Annotated in this window: 13 protein-coding genes; 9 read left to right on the top strand and 4 right to left on the bottom strand. The window is 72.5% G+C overall.

The genetic code is table 11. The features are described 5' to 3' along the window. Positions 1 to 384: 384 nt before the first annotated feature. The 7 genes from N5079_RS29540 to N5079_RS29510 all read left to right on the top strand — a co-directional run bounded on the left by N5079_RS29540 (position 385) and on the right by N5079_RS29510 (position 6,850). Positions 385 to 582 (top strand): hypothetical protein, encoded by a 198-nt coding sequence (locus tag N5079_RS29540; RefSeq protein WP_261587427.1) that lies wholly within the window; start codon positions 385 to 387, stop codon positions 580 to 582. Between the two features lie 333 nt (positions 583 to 915). After that, positions 916 to 1,239 carry a hypothetical protein gene (locus N5079_RS29535; RefSeq protein ID WP_261587426.1) on the top strand — a complete coding sequence of 108 codons (324 nt, stop codon included), beginning with the start codon at positions 916 to 918 and terminating at the stop codon, positions 1,237 to 1,239. A gap of 56 nt (positions 1,240 to 1,295) precedes the next feature. Beyond that, complete coding sequence (locus tag N5079_RS29530) at positions 1,296 to 1,970, top strand: dienelactone hydrolase family protein (protein ID WP_261587425.1); 675 nt, start codon at positions 1,296 to 1,298, stop codon at positions 1,968 to 1,970. A gap of 25 nt (positions 1,971 to 1,995) precedes the next feature. Further along, positions 1,996 to 2,973 carry an aldo/keto reductase gene (locus tag N5079_RS29525; RefSeq protein ID WP_261587424.1) on the top strand — a complete coding sequence of 326 codons (978 nt, stop codon included), beginning with the start codon at positions 1,996 to 1,998 and terminating at the stop codon, positions 2,971 to 2,973. A 102-nt stretch (positions 2,974 to 3,075) separates the two neighbouring features. Then, positions 3,076 to 3,966 (top strand): carotenoid biosynthesis protein, encoded by an 891-nt coding sequence (locus N5079_RS29520; protein WP_261587423.1) that lies wholly within the window; start codon positions 3,076 to 3,078, stop codon positions 3,964 to 3,966. Next, positions 3,954 to 5,432 carry a phytoene desaturase family protein gene (locus tag N5079_RS29515; RefSeq protein ID WP_261587422.1) on the top strand — a complete coding sequence of 493 codons (1,479 nt, stop codon included), beginning with the start codon at positions 3,954 to 3,956 and terminating at the stop codon, positions 5,430 to 5,432. Before N5079_RS29520 ends, N5079_RS29515 begins: the two co-directional genes overlap by 13 nt. Positions 5,433 to 5,455: 23 nt before the next feature. Next, positions 5,456 to 6,850, top strand: a complete 1,395-nt coding sequence (locus tag N5079_RS29510) for a glycosyltransferase (protein ID WP_261587421.1) — start codon at positions 5,456 to 5,458, stop codon at positions 6,848 to 6,850. Here the strand turns inward: N5079_RS29510 and N5079_RS29505 are convergent. Then, positions 6,780 to 7,403, bottom strand: a complete 624-nt coding sequence (locus tag N5079_RS29505) for a glycerol-3-phosphate acyltransferase (protein ID WP_261587420.1) — start codon at positions 7,401 to 7,403, stop codon at positions 6,780 to 6,782. The genes N5079_RS29510 and N5079_RS29505 overlap by 71 nt on opposite strands. A gap of 43 nt (positions 7,404 to 7,446) precedes the next feature. Here N5079_RS29505 and N5079_RS29500 point away from each other — a divergent pair, with 43 nt between their 5' ends. Next, a complete protein-coding gene (locus tag N5079_RS29500) occupies positions 7,447 to 8,082 on the top strand; it encodes a spheroidene monooxygenase (RefSeq protein WP_261587419.1) in 636 nt (211 codons plus the stop codon). 23 nt (positions 8,083 to 8,105) lie between these two features. Here the strand turns inward: N5079_RS29500 and plsX are convergent, their stop codons facing one another. Genes plsX through crtI form a run of 3 tightly spaced genes read right to left on the bottom strand, consistent with a single transcriptional unit; the run spans position 8,106 to position 11,569 of the window. Then, complete coding sequence (plsX, locus tag N5079_RS29495; RefSeq protein ID WP_261587418.1) at positions 8,106 to 9,101, bottom strand: phosphate acyltransferase PlsX; 996 nt, start codon at positions 9,099 to 9,101, stop codon at positions 8,106 to 8,108. 42 nt (positions 9,102 to 9,143) lie between these two features. Then, on the bottom strand, positions 9,144 to 10,103 hold the full coding sequence (locus tag N5079_RS29490; protein WP_261587417.1) for a phytoene/squalene synthase family protein: 960 nt from the start codon (positions 10,101 to 10,103) through the stop codon (positions 9,144 to 9,146). Continuing rightward, the gene (gene crtI / locus N5079_RS29485; protein ID WP_261587416.1) at positions 10,100 to 11,569 is read right to left on the bottom strand and encodes a phytoene desaturase family protein; all 1,470 of its coding nucleotides are present in this window, start codon (positions 11,567 to 11,569) and stop codon (positions 10,100 to 10,102) included. The genes N5079_RS29490 and crtI overlap by 4 nt, the downstream gene beginning before the upstream one ends. A 351-nt stretch (positions 11,570 to 11,920) precedes the next feature. Between crtI and N5079_RS29480 the strand changes: the two genes are divergently transcribed. After that, positions 11,921 to 12,949: a MerR family transcriptional regulator gene (locus N5079_RS29480; RefSeq protein ID WP_261587434.1), complete on the top strand. Its 1,029-nt coding sequence runs from the start codon at positions 11,921 to 11,923 to the stop codon at positions 12,947 to 12,949. Positions 12,950 to 12,982 lie beyond the last annotated feature (33 nt).

The raw sequence follows: 12,982 nt of genomic DNA, 5'->3' as shown, positions 1-12,982 counted from the left end.
GTAGGCTTGCAGCACGAGCACGGCGTCGTAGCCGCTCAACCGGGCGATATCCAGCCCGTCCAGAACGGCGGCGAGCCCCGGGCCGGGCGCCATCCGCGCGAGCCCTTCGGGGATTTGCTGCCGTTCGACAATCACACGGTAAAACTACCAACCACCACCGACAAAAACGCGGCACGATAACACCGGAAATCGCCGCCAGATTCTAGGCGTTATGGCTAAGCCTGCCGACCGTACGGAAATGGGGATTTTGCACCTTAAGGGCTTCTGTATTTGATGGTCCTGGCGCTGAAGGTCGGCTGGTGCGGCATCGCATTGATGTCTCACTGGCGGGTGAAGGGATCCATCAGTCCTTGATGAGGATGGTCGCGAGACTGGGAGAAGGCGATGTTCGTCCCGGCCAGGTCGAAGGTGCGCGCCGCTCAGGCATTCGGCACCGTGATGGACATGACCGAGCGTTCCGCATGTGGCGCCGAATGGCTGGAACGCGCGTTGAACGGCGAGCGCGGCAAGCCCGGACGAGACGTCCGCCACCACGTCCAGCACGACGGCCGAACCACCGACGGCAGTGCCGGCCCCGCCTGATGCTCGGTGCCGCAGCGGCCGTGATCGCCAGGCCCGGCACCGCGGACCCGGCACAACCGACACACAGGGCACATATCGGCATACCGGGCATCCGGTTTGTTGTCTGCCTATACGGGTATGGACCATCGCTCCATCGGGGGAGACGAGAGCCATGTGGATTGCCGGGACGCCGGTCGGGTGCTGGCCGGACTTCTCGATCACTACCGCGGCCTGCCTGACATCGTCGTCGGATCGCCACGCGGCAGGGTGCCCGTGGCGTACGAGGGGGCGGGCGATGGGGCTGAACGCGCCGCTGGACGTCTTCCTGCTCCGCAAGCTAGACGCTCCCGGCGGGTGAAGCTCCCGATGGGCACGATCGTGATCTGCGCGACCACGCCGACGCCGTTCGTCGCGGTCGGTGAGTCGTACTGGAACTTCACTCAGATGACGGACGAAGGGGTGCGTAGGCTCCTCCGTGAGGCGGCGGAGAAGCGTCCCCCGGGTGCGCCGCGACCCACGGACGTGGCGGTCGTCCGCTTCGAACTGGTGCCGACGGACAACGCCGTGCCGGCGGACGACGGCGTGCCGTCCGACGAGACCAGTGCCGTCGAGCCGCTGGAGCGCACGGCGCGATGGGAGGAAGGGGAGATCCCTGAGACCTATCCGGTCGCGGTCTGAAACCCCCCGGAGCCGGCCCCCGCCAAGAGGGGACAGAGGAGGGAGAGGGAGGACAGATGAGCGACGTCGAGGTCAGCGTCCGGATCCCGGCGGGAGACGTCGTGCTGGAAGCCGACGTCGTCGTGCCGCGCCCGGCGCACGGGATCGTGCTGTTCGCGCACGGCAGCGGCAGCGGCCGCCACAGCCCGCGCAACCGTTTCGTGGCGCGTGAGCTGCAACGGGCAGGGCTGGCCACGGTCCTGGCCGACCTCCTCACGCGGGAGGAGGAGCGGACGGACGCGGTGACGGGTCGGATGCGGTTCGACATCGGCCTGCTCGCGGAGCGGGTGGCCGCGCTGGTCGACTGGCTGCCGGAGGACGAGTTCGCCCGGGGCCTCCGCGTCGGGCTGTTCGGCGCCAGCACGGGAGCCGCGGCGGCGCTGGTCTGCGCGGCGACGCGGCCGGACGTGGTGACCGCGGTCGTCTCCCGTGGAGGGCGGCCCGACCTCGCCGGGGAGTTCCTCCGCCTGGTGCACCAGCCGACGCTTCTGATTGTCGGGGAGCGCGATCCCATCGTCATCGAGCTCAATCGCGAGGCGATGGACAAGCTCGTCGGCGAGGCCCGGCTGGAGATCATCCCTGGCGCGTCACACCTGTTCGAGGAGCCCGGAGCGCTGGAAGCGGTGGCCGGGCTGGCTCGCGACTGGTTCCTGCGCCACCTCGGAGACCACACCGGGACGGAGTCGCGCTGACCTGGCCGGGCTACGATCGGACGCCATGGAACAGCGCGTGATGGGGAGACTCGGGCGGCAGGTGGGCGTCGTGGGGCTCGGGGCCTGGCAACTCGGAGCCGACTGGGGCGAGGTGAGCGAGGCCGACGCGCTGGACACCCTGCACGCCGCCGTCGACGCGGGCGTGACGTTCATCGACACGGCCGACGTGTACGGCGACGGCCGCAGCGAGAAGATCATCCGCCGTCTGATCGAGGAACGGCCCGGCCTCACCGTTGCCACCAAGATGGGCCGCCGGGTGCCTCAGACGCCCGAGGCGTACACCCTCGGCAACTTCCGCGCCTGGACCGACAGGTCCCGGGCCAACCTCGGCGTCGACAGGCTCGACCTGGTGCAACTCCACTGCCCGCCGACCTCCGTGTTCTCCGATGACGAGGTCTTCGACGCGCTGGACACGCTCGTGGCCGAGGGCCGGATCGCCGCGTACGGCGTAAGCGTGGAGACCTGCGCGGAGGCGCTCACCGCGATCGCGCGGCCTGGCGTGGCGAGCGTGCAGATCATCCTCAACGCCTTCCGGCTCAAACCGCTCGACGAGGTCCTTCCGGCGGCGGAGAAGGCGGGGGTCGGGATCATCGCCCGCGTCCCGCTGGCCAGCGGCCTGCTCTCCGGCAGGTACGGCCCGCAGACCGTCTTCGAGGAGGACGACCACCGTAACTTCAACCGGCGGGGGGAGTCGTTCGACGTCGGCGAGACCTTCTCGGGCGTGGAGTACGGCGTGGGCCTCCAGGCCGTCGACAGCCTCCGGGCGCTCGTGCCGGACGGCATGACGATGGCCCAGTTCGCGCTCCGCTGGATCCTCGACCAGCCCGGTGTGAGCGTGGTGATCCCCGGCGCCCGCAACCCGGAGCAGGCCAGGGCGAACGTCGCGGCCGACTGCTTCCCTGCGCTGCCCGAGGCCGTCCACGCCGCCGTCCGGGCGGTCTACGACGAGCTGATCCGGCCCCAGGTGCATCACCGCTGGTAAGAGCGTGGGTTTCCAGAGCCCCGGCGGTGGAGACGCCACTCGCGGGGGAAGTGCCGGTCCCGGGGTGCATCTGACTGCGGGGGTTCCTCCGAAGGACCCTGTGTGGGAGACGCGCGGGAGACGGGTGCCGACCGGCTGAAGCACGCCTGCCCCCAGTCGGCCGGACGCCCCGAGCCGGCCGGACGCCTCGAGCCCGCCGGACGCCCGGCTCCGGGGGGACCGTCGCCCGCAGGACGGGCGGGGGCCGGGGGCGCGGCTTGGTGGGCGTTCACTGTCGCCGGAACGGTTCTGCTGGCCGCCATGGTGGTCGCCCAGGTCGCCTCGGGTCTCCAGCCGCGACCGGTTCAGCTCACGGGCGTCGTGGTCGTCCTGCTCGCGGCGAGCGCCGTCGCCTACGCGGCGGCGGTCCATACCCCTGCCCGGGCCCTGGGGGCGTTCGCGGCGGCGGTGACCGCCGGATACGTGGCCGAATGGGTCGGGATCAGGACCGGCGTGCCGTTCGGGGACTACCGGTACACCGACCTCCTGCAGCCGCAACCGGGCGGCGTCCCGCTGATCGTGGCGCTCGCCTGGGGCGGCATGGGCCTGGCCGCGCACGCGGTGGCAGCCGCCGCGGCCCCGCGGAGCAGGCCGTCCCGGATCGTTCTCGGCGCTCTGGCGCTCACCGCCTGGGACCTGTTCCTCGACCCGCAGATGATCCGGCTCGGTCTATGGGAGTGGACGGACCCCGGCCTCTATCGCGGCGTGCCGGTCAGCGACTTCGCCGGCTGGCTGGTCGTGTCCCTGCTGGTCATGACGTTGATCGACCGGCTCGTCCAGCACCCGGCCGCCCGGAGCCCGGGGCTCGCCGCGGTCTACGCGGTGATGGCGGTCATGGAGACGGTCGGCTTCGCCGCGGTCTTCCAGCCGCCCGACCCGCTGGTCGCCGCCGCCGGCGGCATCTCGATGGGGGTGTTCCCGCTGCTGGCATGGAGGCGTCGATGGCGGAAGTGATCGTGGTCGGAGGCGGGGTCGGGGGCATGGTGTCCGCCCTGCTGCTCGCCCGCGACGGGCACGAGGTCAGGCTCTACGAACGGCTGCCCCGGCTAGGCGGCAAGCTGGCCGAGCACCGGCGCGACGGGTTCACCTTCTCGATCGGCCCGTCGCTGCTCACCCTTCCCGGGCTCTTTCAGGATCTCGGGGTGTCGCTCGACCTCGTGGAACTGGACGAGCTCTGCCGCTACCGCTTCGCGGACGGCTCGGTGCTGTCGGCCCACCGCGACCCGGAGCGTACGGCACGCTCGGTGGACCGGCTCTCACCGGGCGAGGGGCAGGCCTGGAGAGCCTATTACCGCTGGGCGCGGGGCTGCTTCGAGGCGTCGCGGCGCACGTTCTTCGCGGGCCCGATCCCGGGCCCGCTCACCCGGCCGCCCACCGAGGCTCGGCTGTCCGATCTGTGGGCCGTCGCGCCGGGCCGTACGCTCCATGGCCTCGCGAGCCGGTTCTTCCGGGACGCCCGCCTCCGCCAGTACGTCGACCGTTACGCCACCTATGCCGGGTCCAACCCTTACCGGGCGCCCGCGGCGCTCGGCTGTGTCCCGGCGATCGAGCACGGCGACGGCGGGTGGTACGTCCCCGGCGGCCTGCCTCGTGTCGCCGACGCTCTCGGAGTCCTGCTTGACAAGGCCGGGGTCGAGGTCCACCTAGGCACCGAGGTCGCCGGAGTGCTCGACGGCGGCGACCGGGTCCGCGGCGTGCGGCTGGCGCCCAACGGGGAGTCCAACGGGGAGAGGGTCGGAGCCGACGCCGTGATCGTCAACGCCGACGCGGCCGCGCTCTATGGGCGGCTGCTGCCCGACCGTCGGCGCCTGCGCCGGATCGCCGGCCTGGGCCGCTCGTCGTCGGCCTTCCTCATGCTCGCGGGAGTCGAGGGACGCACCGAGGGGCTTCCCCACCACTCCATCGTGTTCTCGGCCGACTACGAGCGCGAGTTCGCCGACATCTTCGACCGGGGCCTTCCTCCGGAGGATCCCACCGTCTACATCGGCTGCTCGTCCGTGGACGACCCGTCGCAGGCGCCCGGCGGCGCGGAGAACTGGGTGATGCTCGTCAACGTCCCCGCCCGCGACCCGAGCCGCTGGCCGATGCCGCCCGAGGCGTACAGCGGCCTGGTGCTCGACCGGCTGGCCGCCCGCGGTCACGACCTTTCGGGGCGGCTCCGGTTCGTCGACCTGTTCACCCCCGCGGACCTGCGCGACCGCTACGGAGCTTGGGGCGGGGCCATCTACGGCGGCGCCTACTCGGGGGCGCTCGCCCCCTTCCGGCGCCCCGGCAACCGGGGGCCTCGGCGCGGCCTCTACCTGGTCGGCGGGTCGGCTCATCCGGGAGGCGGCCTGCCACTGGTGGCGATGGGCGGTCGCATCGTCGCCGATCTCGTGAACGAGGACTTCCCCTCCCTCGGGAAGGGCTCCCGGCGATGAACCGCGCCAGGAGGAACCGTCCGATGAGGCCGCTTGACGTGGCACAGGCCGTCGCCGCCGTCGCCGTAGGCGTACGGCTCGCACGCGGCCGCCGTCGCCTCCCGCCCCTCGCGCCTGTCCCGCGTTCATGGGCCGGGCCGTTCGTCTCGGTCGTGGTGCCCGCGCGCAACGAGGAGGGGCGCATCGGGCCCTGCCTTTCCGCCATACTCGCCGACCCGGCCGCCGGTGAGGTGATCGTCGTGGACGACCAATCGTCGGACGGTACGGCGAAGCTCGCGGCGGAGATGGGCGCGAGGGTCGTCGCGGGGCGGCCGCCACCCGACGGCTGGGTGGGCAAGCAGTGGGCCCTCCACCAGGGGGTCGAGGCGGCGAGCGGTGAGATCATCGTCACCCTCGACGCCGACACCCGGCCGAAGCCCGGCCTGCTCGAAGCCCTCGTCACGGCCCTGTGCCACCCCGATGGAGAGCGCCACCCCGATGGAGAGCGCCACCTTGACGGAGAGCGCCACAGCGCGGCCCGCCATGGCTCCGGTCACGAAAGCGCGGGTCATGAAAGCGCGGGTCATGAAAGCGCGGGTCATGAAAGCGCGGGTCATGAAAGCGCGGGTCATGAAAGCGCGGGTCATGAAAGCGCGGGTCACGAGAGCGCGGGTCATAAAGGTGCGGGCCACGGCGGTTCCCGGCGCTACGACCTCGTCAGCGCCGGGCCTCGGTTCATCTGCGACGGTCCCTTGGAGCAGGCATTGCACGCGTCGTTTCTGGCGACGCTCGTCTACCGCTTCGGGCCGATCGGCCCCGCCACGCCGCCGGCGGCACACCGTGTCGTGGCCAACGGCCAGTGCATGGCCTTCCGGAGAGAGGCCATGCGGGCGGCGGGCGGGTTCGCCCGGATCCGGGGGCACATGACCGACGATGTGGCCCTGGCGCGGACTCTGGCCGCGAGCGGCTGGGTGGTCGGCTTCCTCGACGCCGGCGGGCTGCTGGAGGTGGACATGCACGAGTCCGTCACCGGCGTGTGGCGGGAGTGGGGACGGTCGCTCCCCTTGCGGGACGTCACCGGCCCCGCCTGGCAGGCGGCCGACCTGGCCGTGGTGTGGCTCACGGCGGCCCTCCCCGTGTTGCGGCTCGTGGCGGGGCGGCCGACCCGGCTGGACCTGGGGCTGATCACGCTCCGGACGCTCCTGGGTTCGGCTCTGCGGGGGAGCTACACGCGGCCCGGCATCGGCGTGCTGCTGTCGCCCCTGCTCGATCCGGCCACCGCCGTACGGCTCACGCAGGCGACGCTGCGGCCGGTGCGCACCTGGCGAAGCCGTACATATCCGCATGTCAGCGGCGGCCATTCGGAGATCATGAGTGGCCGTCCGCAGGTTGCGAGCGGCGCCCGGCCAGCGCCGCCTGCCCGAAACGCAGCCCGATGAGGCACATCAGCGCGCCCGTCCCCGCCACGTGCCCGATCGGGGCGAACAGGATCTGCGCCAGCGGGATGACGAACACCCCCGCACGGGCTCCGATCGCGAACGATCGCGTGAGCAGGCTGGTCACGACGAGGACGCCGACGGCGAGCAGGAACGCGGGCGGGCAGATGACGGCGAATCCACCGGTGAACGTGAGGATCGACCGTCCGCCCCTGAAGCCCGCGAACACGGGCCAGGCGTGTCCGATCATCGCGGCGGCCACGGCGGCGTACACGGGGATCGTGCTCGGCCCCGCCACCACCCCCAGCCCGGCCGTATGGGCCCCGCTCGCCCACAGCCCGAGCAGCCCCGCCAGGGCGCCCTTGCCCATGTCCCCGCAGAAGACCGGCGCGGACGCCCGCCGGCCGAGTTGCTCCTTGACGTTCCAGAAGCCGGGGTTGCGGTCCCCGCGCTCACGCGGGTCGAAGCCGTGCACGCGGGCAACGAGCACGGCCACCGGCACCGAGCCGAGAAGGTAGCCGCCGATGACCGCGACCAGCAGGGGAACGATCGCCACGTTTCACCTCAACAGATATGCGGATCTCGGTGCCATGCGGCACATGGCGTTCGATCGGCCGGTGCTGCGCCGCACGAGCGGGTTGCTGTTCTGGCGGCTGCTCGGCACCGGAAGAGGCACGTCGATGAGTCTCGGCGCGGACCCGCGCCGCTGGGCCCTGTTCGCGGTCTGGCGCGACGAGCGGTCGCTCCGCGACTTCCTGGAGCGCTCGCCCATCCCGGCCCGCTGGCGGAGGGAGGCGCAGGAGTCCTGGCAGGTGCGGCTCGCGCCCCTCGCCTCGCGCGGCCGGTGGAACGGCGTCGACCCGTTCGCCATCACCCCGGCGGCCGAGCCGTACGGCCCAGCCGGGCCGATCGCCGTGCTGACCCGGGCGTCGATCCGGCCCTCGCGCATGGTCGCGTTCTATCGGTCGGTTCCCGGGGTGGACCGGCTCCTGCGTGAGCAGGATGGCTGCCTGGCCTCGATCGGCATGGGGGAGTGGCCCCTGATCAGGCAGGCCACGTTCTCGCTGTGGCGTGACGCCGCCGCCGTCCGCGACTTCGCCTACCGGGGGCGGGCCCACCAGCAGGTGATCGAGCGGGTCCGCGCGTGCGACTGGTACTCCGAGGAGATGTTCGCCCGGTTCGTCCCCTACGGCAATGAGGGAACCTGGAACGGAGCCGACCCCCTCGCCCGGTGACCCCTTGATCCGGGGATGCGGCGTCATGTGGCGGGATTCACCGTGAGGTGGTCCCTGACGCGGGCGACGACCCCGCCCTCGGCGAGATCACGCGCCACCACGCAGGCCCGCGCGATCGTCCCAGCCCTGGAGGAGCCGTGGGCCACCACCACGGTGCCGGTCAGCCCGAGAAGCGCCGCGCCGCCGTGCGTCTCCGGGTCGTAGTGCCGGGCGACCTCCCGCAGCTCCTCCGCCCGCGCGATTCCGGCCGCCGCCGCCATGGTCAGCGCCGCCCGGACCGTCCCCTCGACGTTCTTGAGGACCACGTTGCCGGTGAAGCCGTCCGTGACGATCACGTCCACGGTCCCGGCCAGCACGTCGTGGCCTTCGACGTTGCCGTAGAACCGGAACGGCAGCCTTCCGGGGAAGGACAGCCCCACGCCGCGCAGCAACTCCTCCGTCCTGCGGGTCAGCCGGTTTCCCTTCCCGGGCTCGGACCCGATGGACAGCAGGCCCACCAAGGGGTCGGACACTCCCAGCACGAGCTCGGCATAGGAGGAGCCGAGAAGCGCGAACTGGGCCATCATCTCCGGCGTGGGGTCGGAGGTCGCGCCGGCGTCCACGAGCACCGTGGCTCCGCCGGTGACCGAAGGGAGCGCCACGGCAAGCGCGGGCCGGAGCACGGTCGGGGCCGTGCCGAGCCTGGTGATCGCGCTCACCACGACCGCCCCGGTCGAGCCCGCCGACACCAAGGCCGCGCCCGCGCCCTCCCGCACCAGGTCGCAGCCGACCGCCAGGCTGGAGCCGCCTCTGGCGGCCGCCCCGGCTCCCCGCTCGCTCATCGGTACGACGTCGTCGGCGTGCGTCACGTCGATCTCGCCGACGGCGCCGAGCTCCGCCAGCTCCCGCCGGATCACTCCGGCCTGGCCGACGAGGACGACGGGAACGCCGTGTTCCCGGGACGCGGACACCGCTCCTCGCACGGTCTCCGTGGGACCGTGGTCGCCGCCCATGGCGTCGACGACGACTGACTTGGCCATCCATCCTCCCGGCGGACTCGTACGATCTGCGGGGGCCTTGGGTCAGGGGACCACGATGGTCACGCGGCGCTCGGCCCTGTCGGCCGCGGACGCGGCGAACAGATGCCGGGCGAAGATGGCCAGCCTCCGCCTTCGCGGCACCCGTGCCCGCTGGGCGAGGACGTCGTAGCCGGCGGCCTCGATCTCGTCGAGGATGCCGCTGTACAGCTCGTAGGCCGCCTGGATGCACGGCCTCGACGAGGGCGCCAGCAGTTCGATCCCCTGGAGCGCCGCGGCATAGTGATCGCGCGCCCGTCCGGCTTCGAAGGCGAGGAGTTCGCGGACGGCCCGGGTGGCTCGTGGACGGCCCAGGTCGGCTTCGCTCACGCCGAACTTGTCGAGATCGGCGAGCGGCAGGTAGATCCGGCCCCGTGCGAGATCCTCCGCCACATCCCGGAGGAAATTGGTGAGCTGGAACGCCAGGCCGAGCTGCCGGGCGGGTTCCCGTGCCCTGTCGGCCGCGCCGCGGCGGGGTTCGAGCACCGGCAACATCATCGTGCCGATCGCGGCGGCGGATCCCTCCATGTACCCCAGCAGGTCGTCGTAGGTGGCGTAGCGGCGCACGGTCAGATCGGCCCGCATGGAGGCGAGGAACGCGTCGACGTCCTCCAGGTCGATGGCGAAGGACCGCACGGTGTGCGTGAACGCCGGGAGCACCGGGTCGTCGACCGGGTCGCCCGCCAGCGACCTGATCAGCCTGGAGGACAGGGCGTCGAGGGCGGCCGCGCGGTCGTCGATCAGGTGGAACGAGTCCACGATCTCGTCGGCGTAGCGGGCGAAGCCGTACAACGCGTGCACGTGCGGCCGTTTCCAGGCGGGCAGCAGGAGGGTGGCCAGGTAGTACGACCGGCCGTAACGGGCGTGCAGCTTGCGGCACCGCTCGTAGCCGGCGGTCAAGGTCATGGCGGCCGCCCTGCGCGCGGGCACGGGGCTGGTCGGCGAGGGGGTCTGGGGCCAGGTCATGGGGAGCTCTCCAGGATGCGCTGGGCGGCCAAGCGGCCGGATATGAGCACCGGCGGCACCCCCACTCCGGGGGCGGTGTACATGCCCGCGAAGTGCAGTCCGGGGATGCGCCGGGCGACGCCGGACGGTCTGAACCAGGCCGTCTGGGTGAAGCGGTGGTCGAGGGCGAACGGGGTGCCGGCCGAGTGGCCGAGCCGCCCCCACGCCGGAGGGTCGAGGATGAGCCGGGGGGCTCCCGACAGGTCGCCGTAGCCGAGCCCGGCGAGCCGCTGGAAGAGGCGGTCCACCAGCCGGGGCGTCAGCCGCTCCCAGTCGCCGCCGCCCCGCAGGTTGGCGGTGGGCTCCAGCACGCTGAGCGTGGCGTGGCCGGGCGGGGCGGCGCCCGCGTCCGACTCGGGGTAGGTGACCAGCAGACTCGGGTCCGGCTGCGGCCGCCCCGCCTCCAACGCGGAGAACGTGGACGCCCACTCACGTCCGAAGTGGATCGTGTGGTGGGCCTGATCGGGCAGCCGCCGGTCGAGGCCGAGATGCACGACCAGACAGGACGGCGAGTAGCGGGGCCGCCGGAGCCGCCAGTCCCCGGCCTTCTCCGGCAGCAGGCCCGCGTGAGCCGCCGGCAGGTCGCAGGCCACCACGACATGGCTCGCGGCCAGCCGTTCCCCGGTGTCCAGCCGTACGGCGACCACGCCCGCGGAGTCCGCCTCGATCTTCGTGGCCCGCGTGCCGTACCTGATGGACGCGCCCGTCTTCTCCGCCACGGCGGCCATGGCGCGCGGGATGGCGTGCATGCCGCCCTGGCGGGGGAAGTAGACACCGCCGACGGTGTCCATGTGCGCGATCGTGGCGTAGACACCCAGCGCTCGCCGGGGCGACAGACCCACGTAGAGCGCCTGGAACGTATGGGCCCTGATCAGTCTGTCGTCCGTGAGATGCCGCCTGACCAGCCCGTCCAGCCTGCGGAAGCCGCCGAGCGTGGCCAGCCTCCACAGCGCGTACGGCCGGGCGAGGCCGCGCAGCCGCGTCATGTCGCTGTCGATGAACGACGGCCACTCGGCCTCGAACATCTCGCCGAGGTGCCGCCGGAATCGCCGGTAGCGCTCGGCCTCCGCCGGTCCGCACAGCCCGCGCACCTGCTCGGTCATGTGGTCGGCGCCCGCCACCACGTCGAGTTGGGAGCCGTCGGCGTAAGTGAGCCGGTAGTACGGATCGAGCCGTCGCAGCGGCAGCCACCGCTCCAGTTCCTCGCCCGCGGCGGCGAACGTGTCGGCCAGCACGGCCGGCATGGTGAGCACGGAGGGGCCGGTGTCGAAGCGGTAGGCCTCCACATCGGCGGTGCCGCAGCATCCGCCGGGGACGTCGCGCGCCTCCACCACCGTGACCGGACGCCCGGCGGCGGCGACCCGGATCGCCGCCGCCAGGCCGCCCAGTCCCGCCCCGACCACCACCACGGGGTCACGCGCCGCCATCAGGCGCTCCTGCTGGTCGTGAGCTCGGCCGGCTCGAACAGGGCGGCGCCGGCCCGCGGGCGAGCGTCCGTGTCCCTGTTGGGCGGCACAGTCTCGATGTTCATCAGTAGAGTTTTCGGACTTGGTCGTTCCGGCGGTTGCATCCATGGCAGGCCCGCGTGGCGAAGTACCGGGATGGAGGAGCGCGGAGGGGCGGCACGCTTCGGGCCGGCGCGGCACGACCGAGTTTGTGCGCCAGAGCTCGGCACCGCAGTATGGCGACCAGTAAAGGTGCGCTAGGACGGTTCGCCAGGGACGGTGCGCCAGGACGGCGCGGTAGGACACGGACGACGGCAACGGAGCGGGGCGGTGATGGACGACGGTGGGCCGAAGGCCGGAGGGACACCGGTCTCCGACGATGAACCGGGATACGGCATCGGAGCGGTCGCGCGCAGGCTCGGCGTTCCAGCGCCCACCCTCCGCACCTGGAATCTGCGGTACGGCATCGGCCCCAGCCGGCGCAGTCCGGGGGGTCACCGGCGGTACGACGCCTCCGACCTGCGGGCGCTGGAGGAGATGAACCGGCTCATCCACGCCGGGCTACCACCGGCCGACGCCGCCATGCTGGCGCTCAGGCTCCGGGCTCCGGCCGCCAGTGCCGACGCCGGAGCCGTCACGCCCGCCGCCCCGCTCGACACGGAGGCGGGGGCGGAGGCCGTACGGGGCGGTCTCAGGCCGGAGGCGGCCTCTGCGGCGGACGCGGAGGTCGCCAGGCTGGCGGCGGCATCCGGGGACGGCCTCCTGAGTCCCGCGATGGTGGCCCGGGCAGCGATGGCGCTGGACAGCCGTACGGTCGGCGACGCCGTGCGGGCGGCGCTGAACCGGCACGGGGTCATCTGGACGTGGGAGCAACTCGTCATCCCGGTCTTCGCGACCATCGTCCGGAAGCAGCGGGAGACGGGCTTCGGCGTCGATATCGAGCACCTGTTCTCCGACCGCGTCCTGGCGGGGCTGAACGAGGTCGCCAGACGGTCCTTCGAGCCCTTGCACCCGAGGCCGGCGCTGCTGGCCTGCGCCGAGGACGAGCAGCACAGCCTGCCGGTGCGCGCCTTGGCCGCCGCGCTCGCCGAACGCCGGGTGGAGACCCGCGTGCTCGGCGCGCGGACGCCGTACTCCGCGCTCGCGGACGCGATGCGGCGGCTCGGCCCCGCCGTCGTCTTCGTGTGGTCGTCGCAAACGATGACCGGCGACCCCGCTCCGCTGGCCGGGCTGCCGAAACTGCGCCCCGCCAGCCGCGTCGTCGTCGGCGGACCCGGCTGGTGGGACGCCCTCCCGCCCGGCGTCCCACGGGTGTCCAGCCTTCCCGACGCCATCTCAGAGGTCATGTCCGCCCTGCGCTGACCGGCCCTTCCGCGCGCCTGAAACCGCGCGTCT

Origin of the sequence: Planotetraspora sp. A-T 1434, from assembly GCF_025420585.1 — a bacterium.
Classification (GTDB): domain Bacteria; phylum Actinomycetota; class Actinomycetes; order Streptosporangiales; family Streptosporangiaceae; genus JAOEGB01.
Note: the sequence above shows the minus strand (reverse complement) of the source record. Positions and strands in the feature narration are given on the sequence as shown.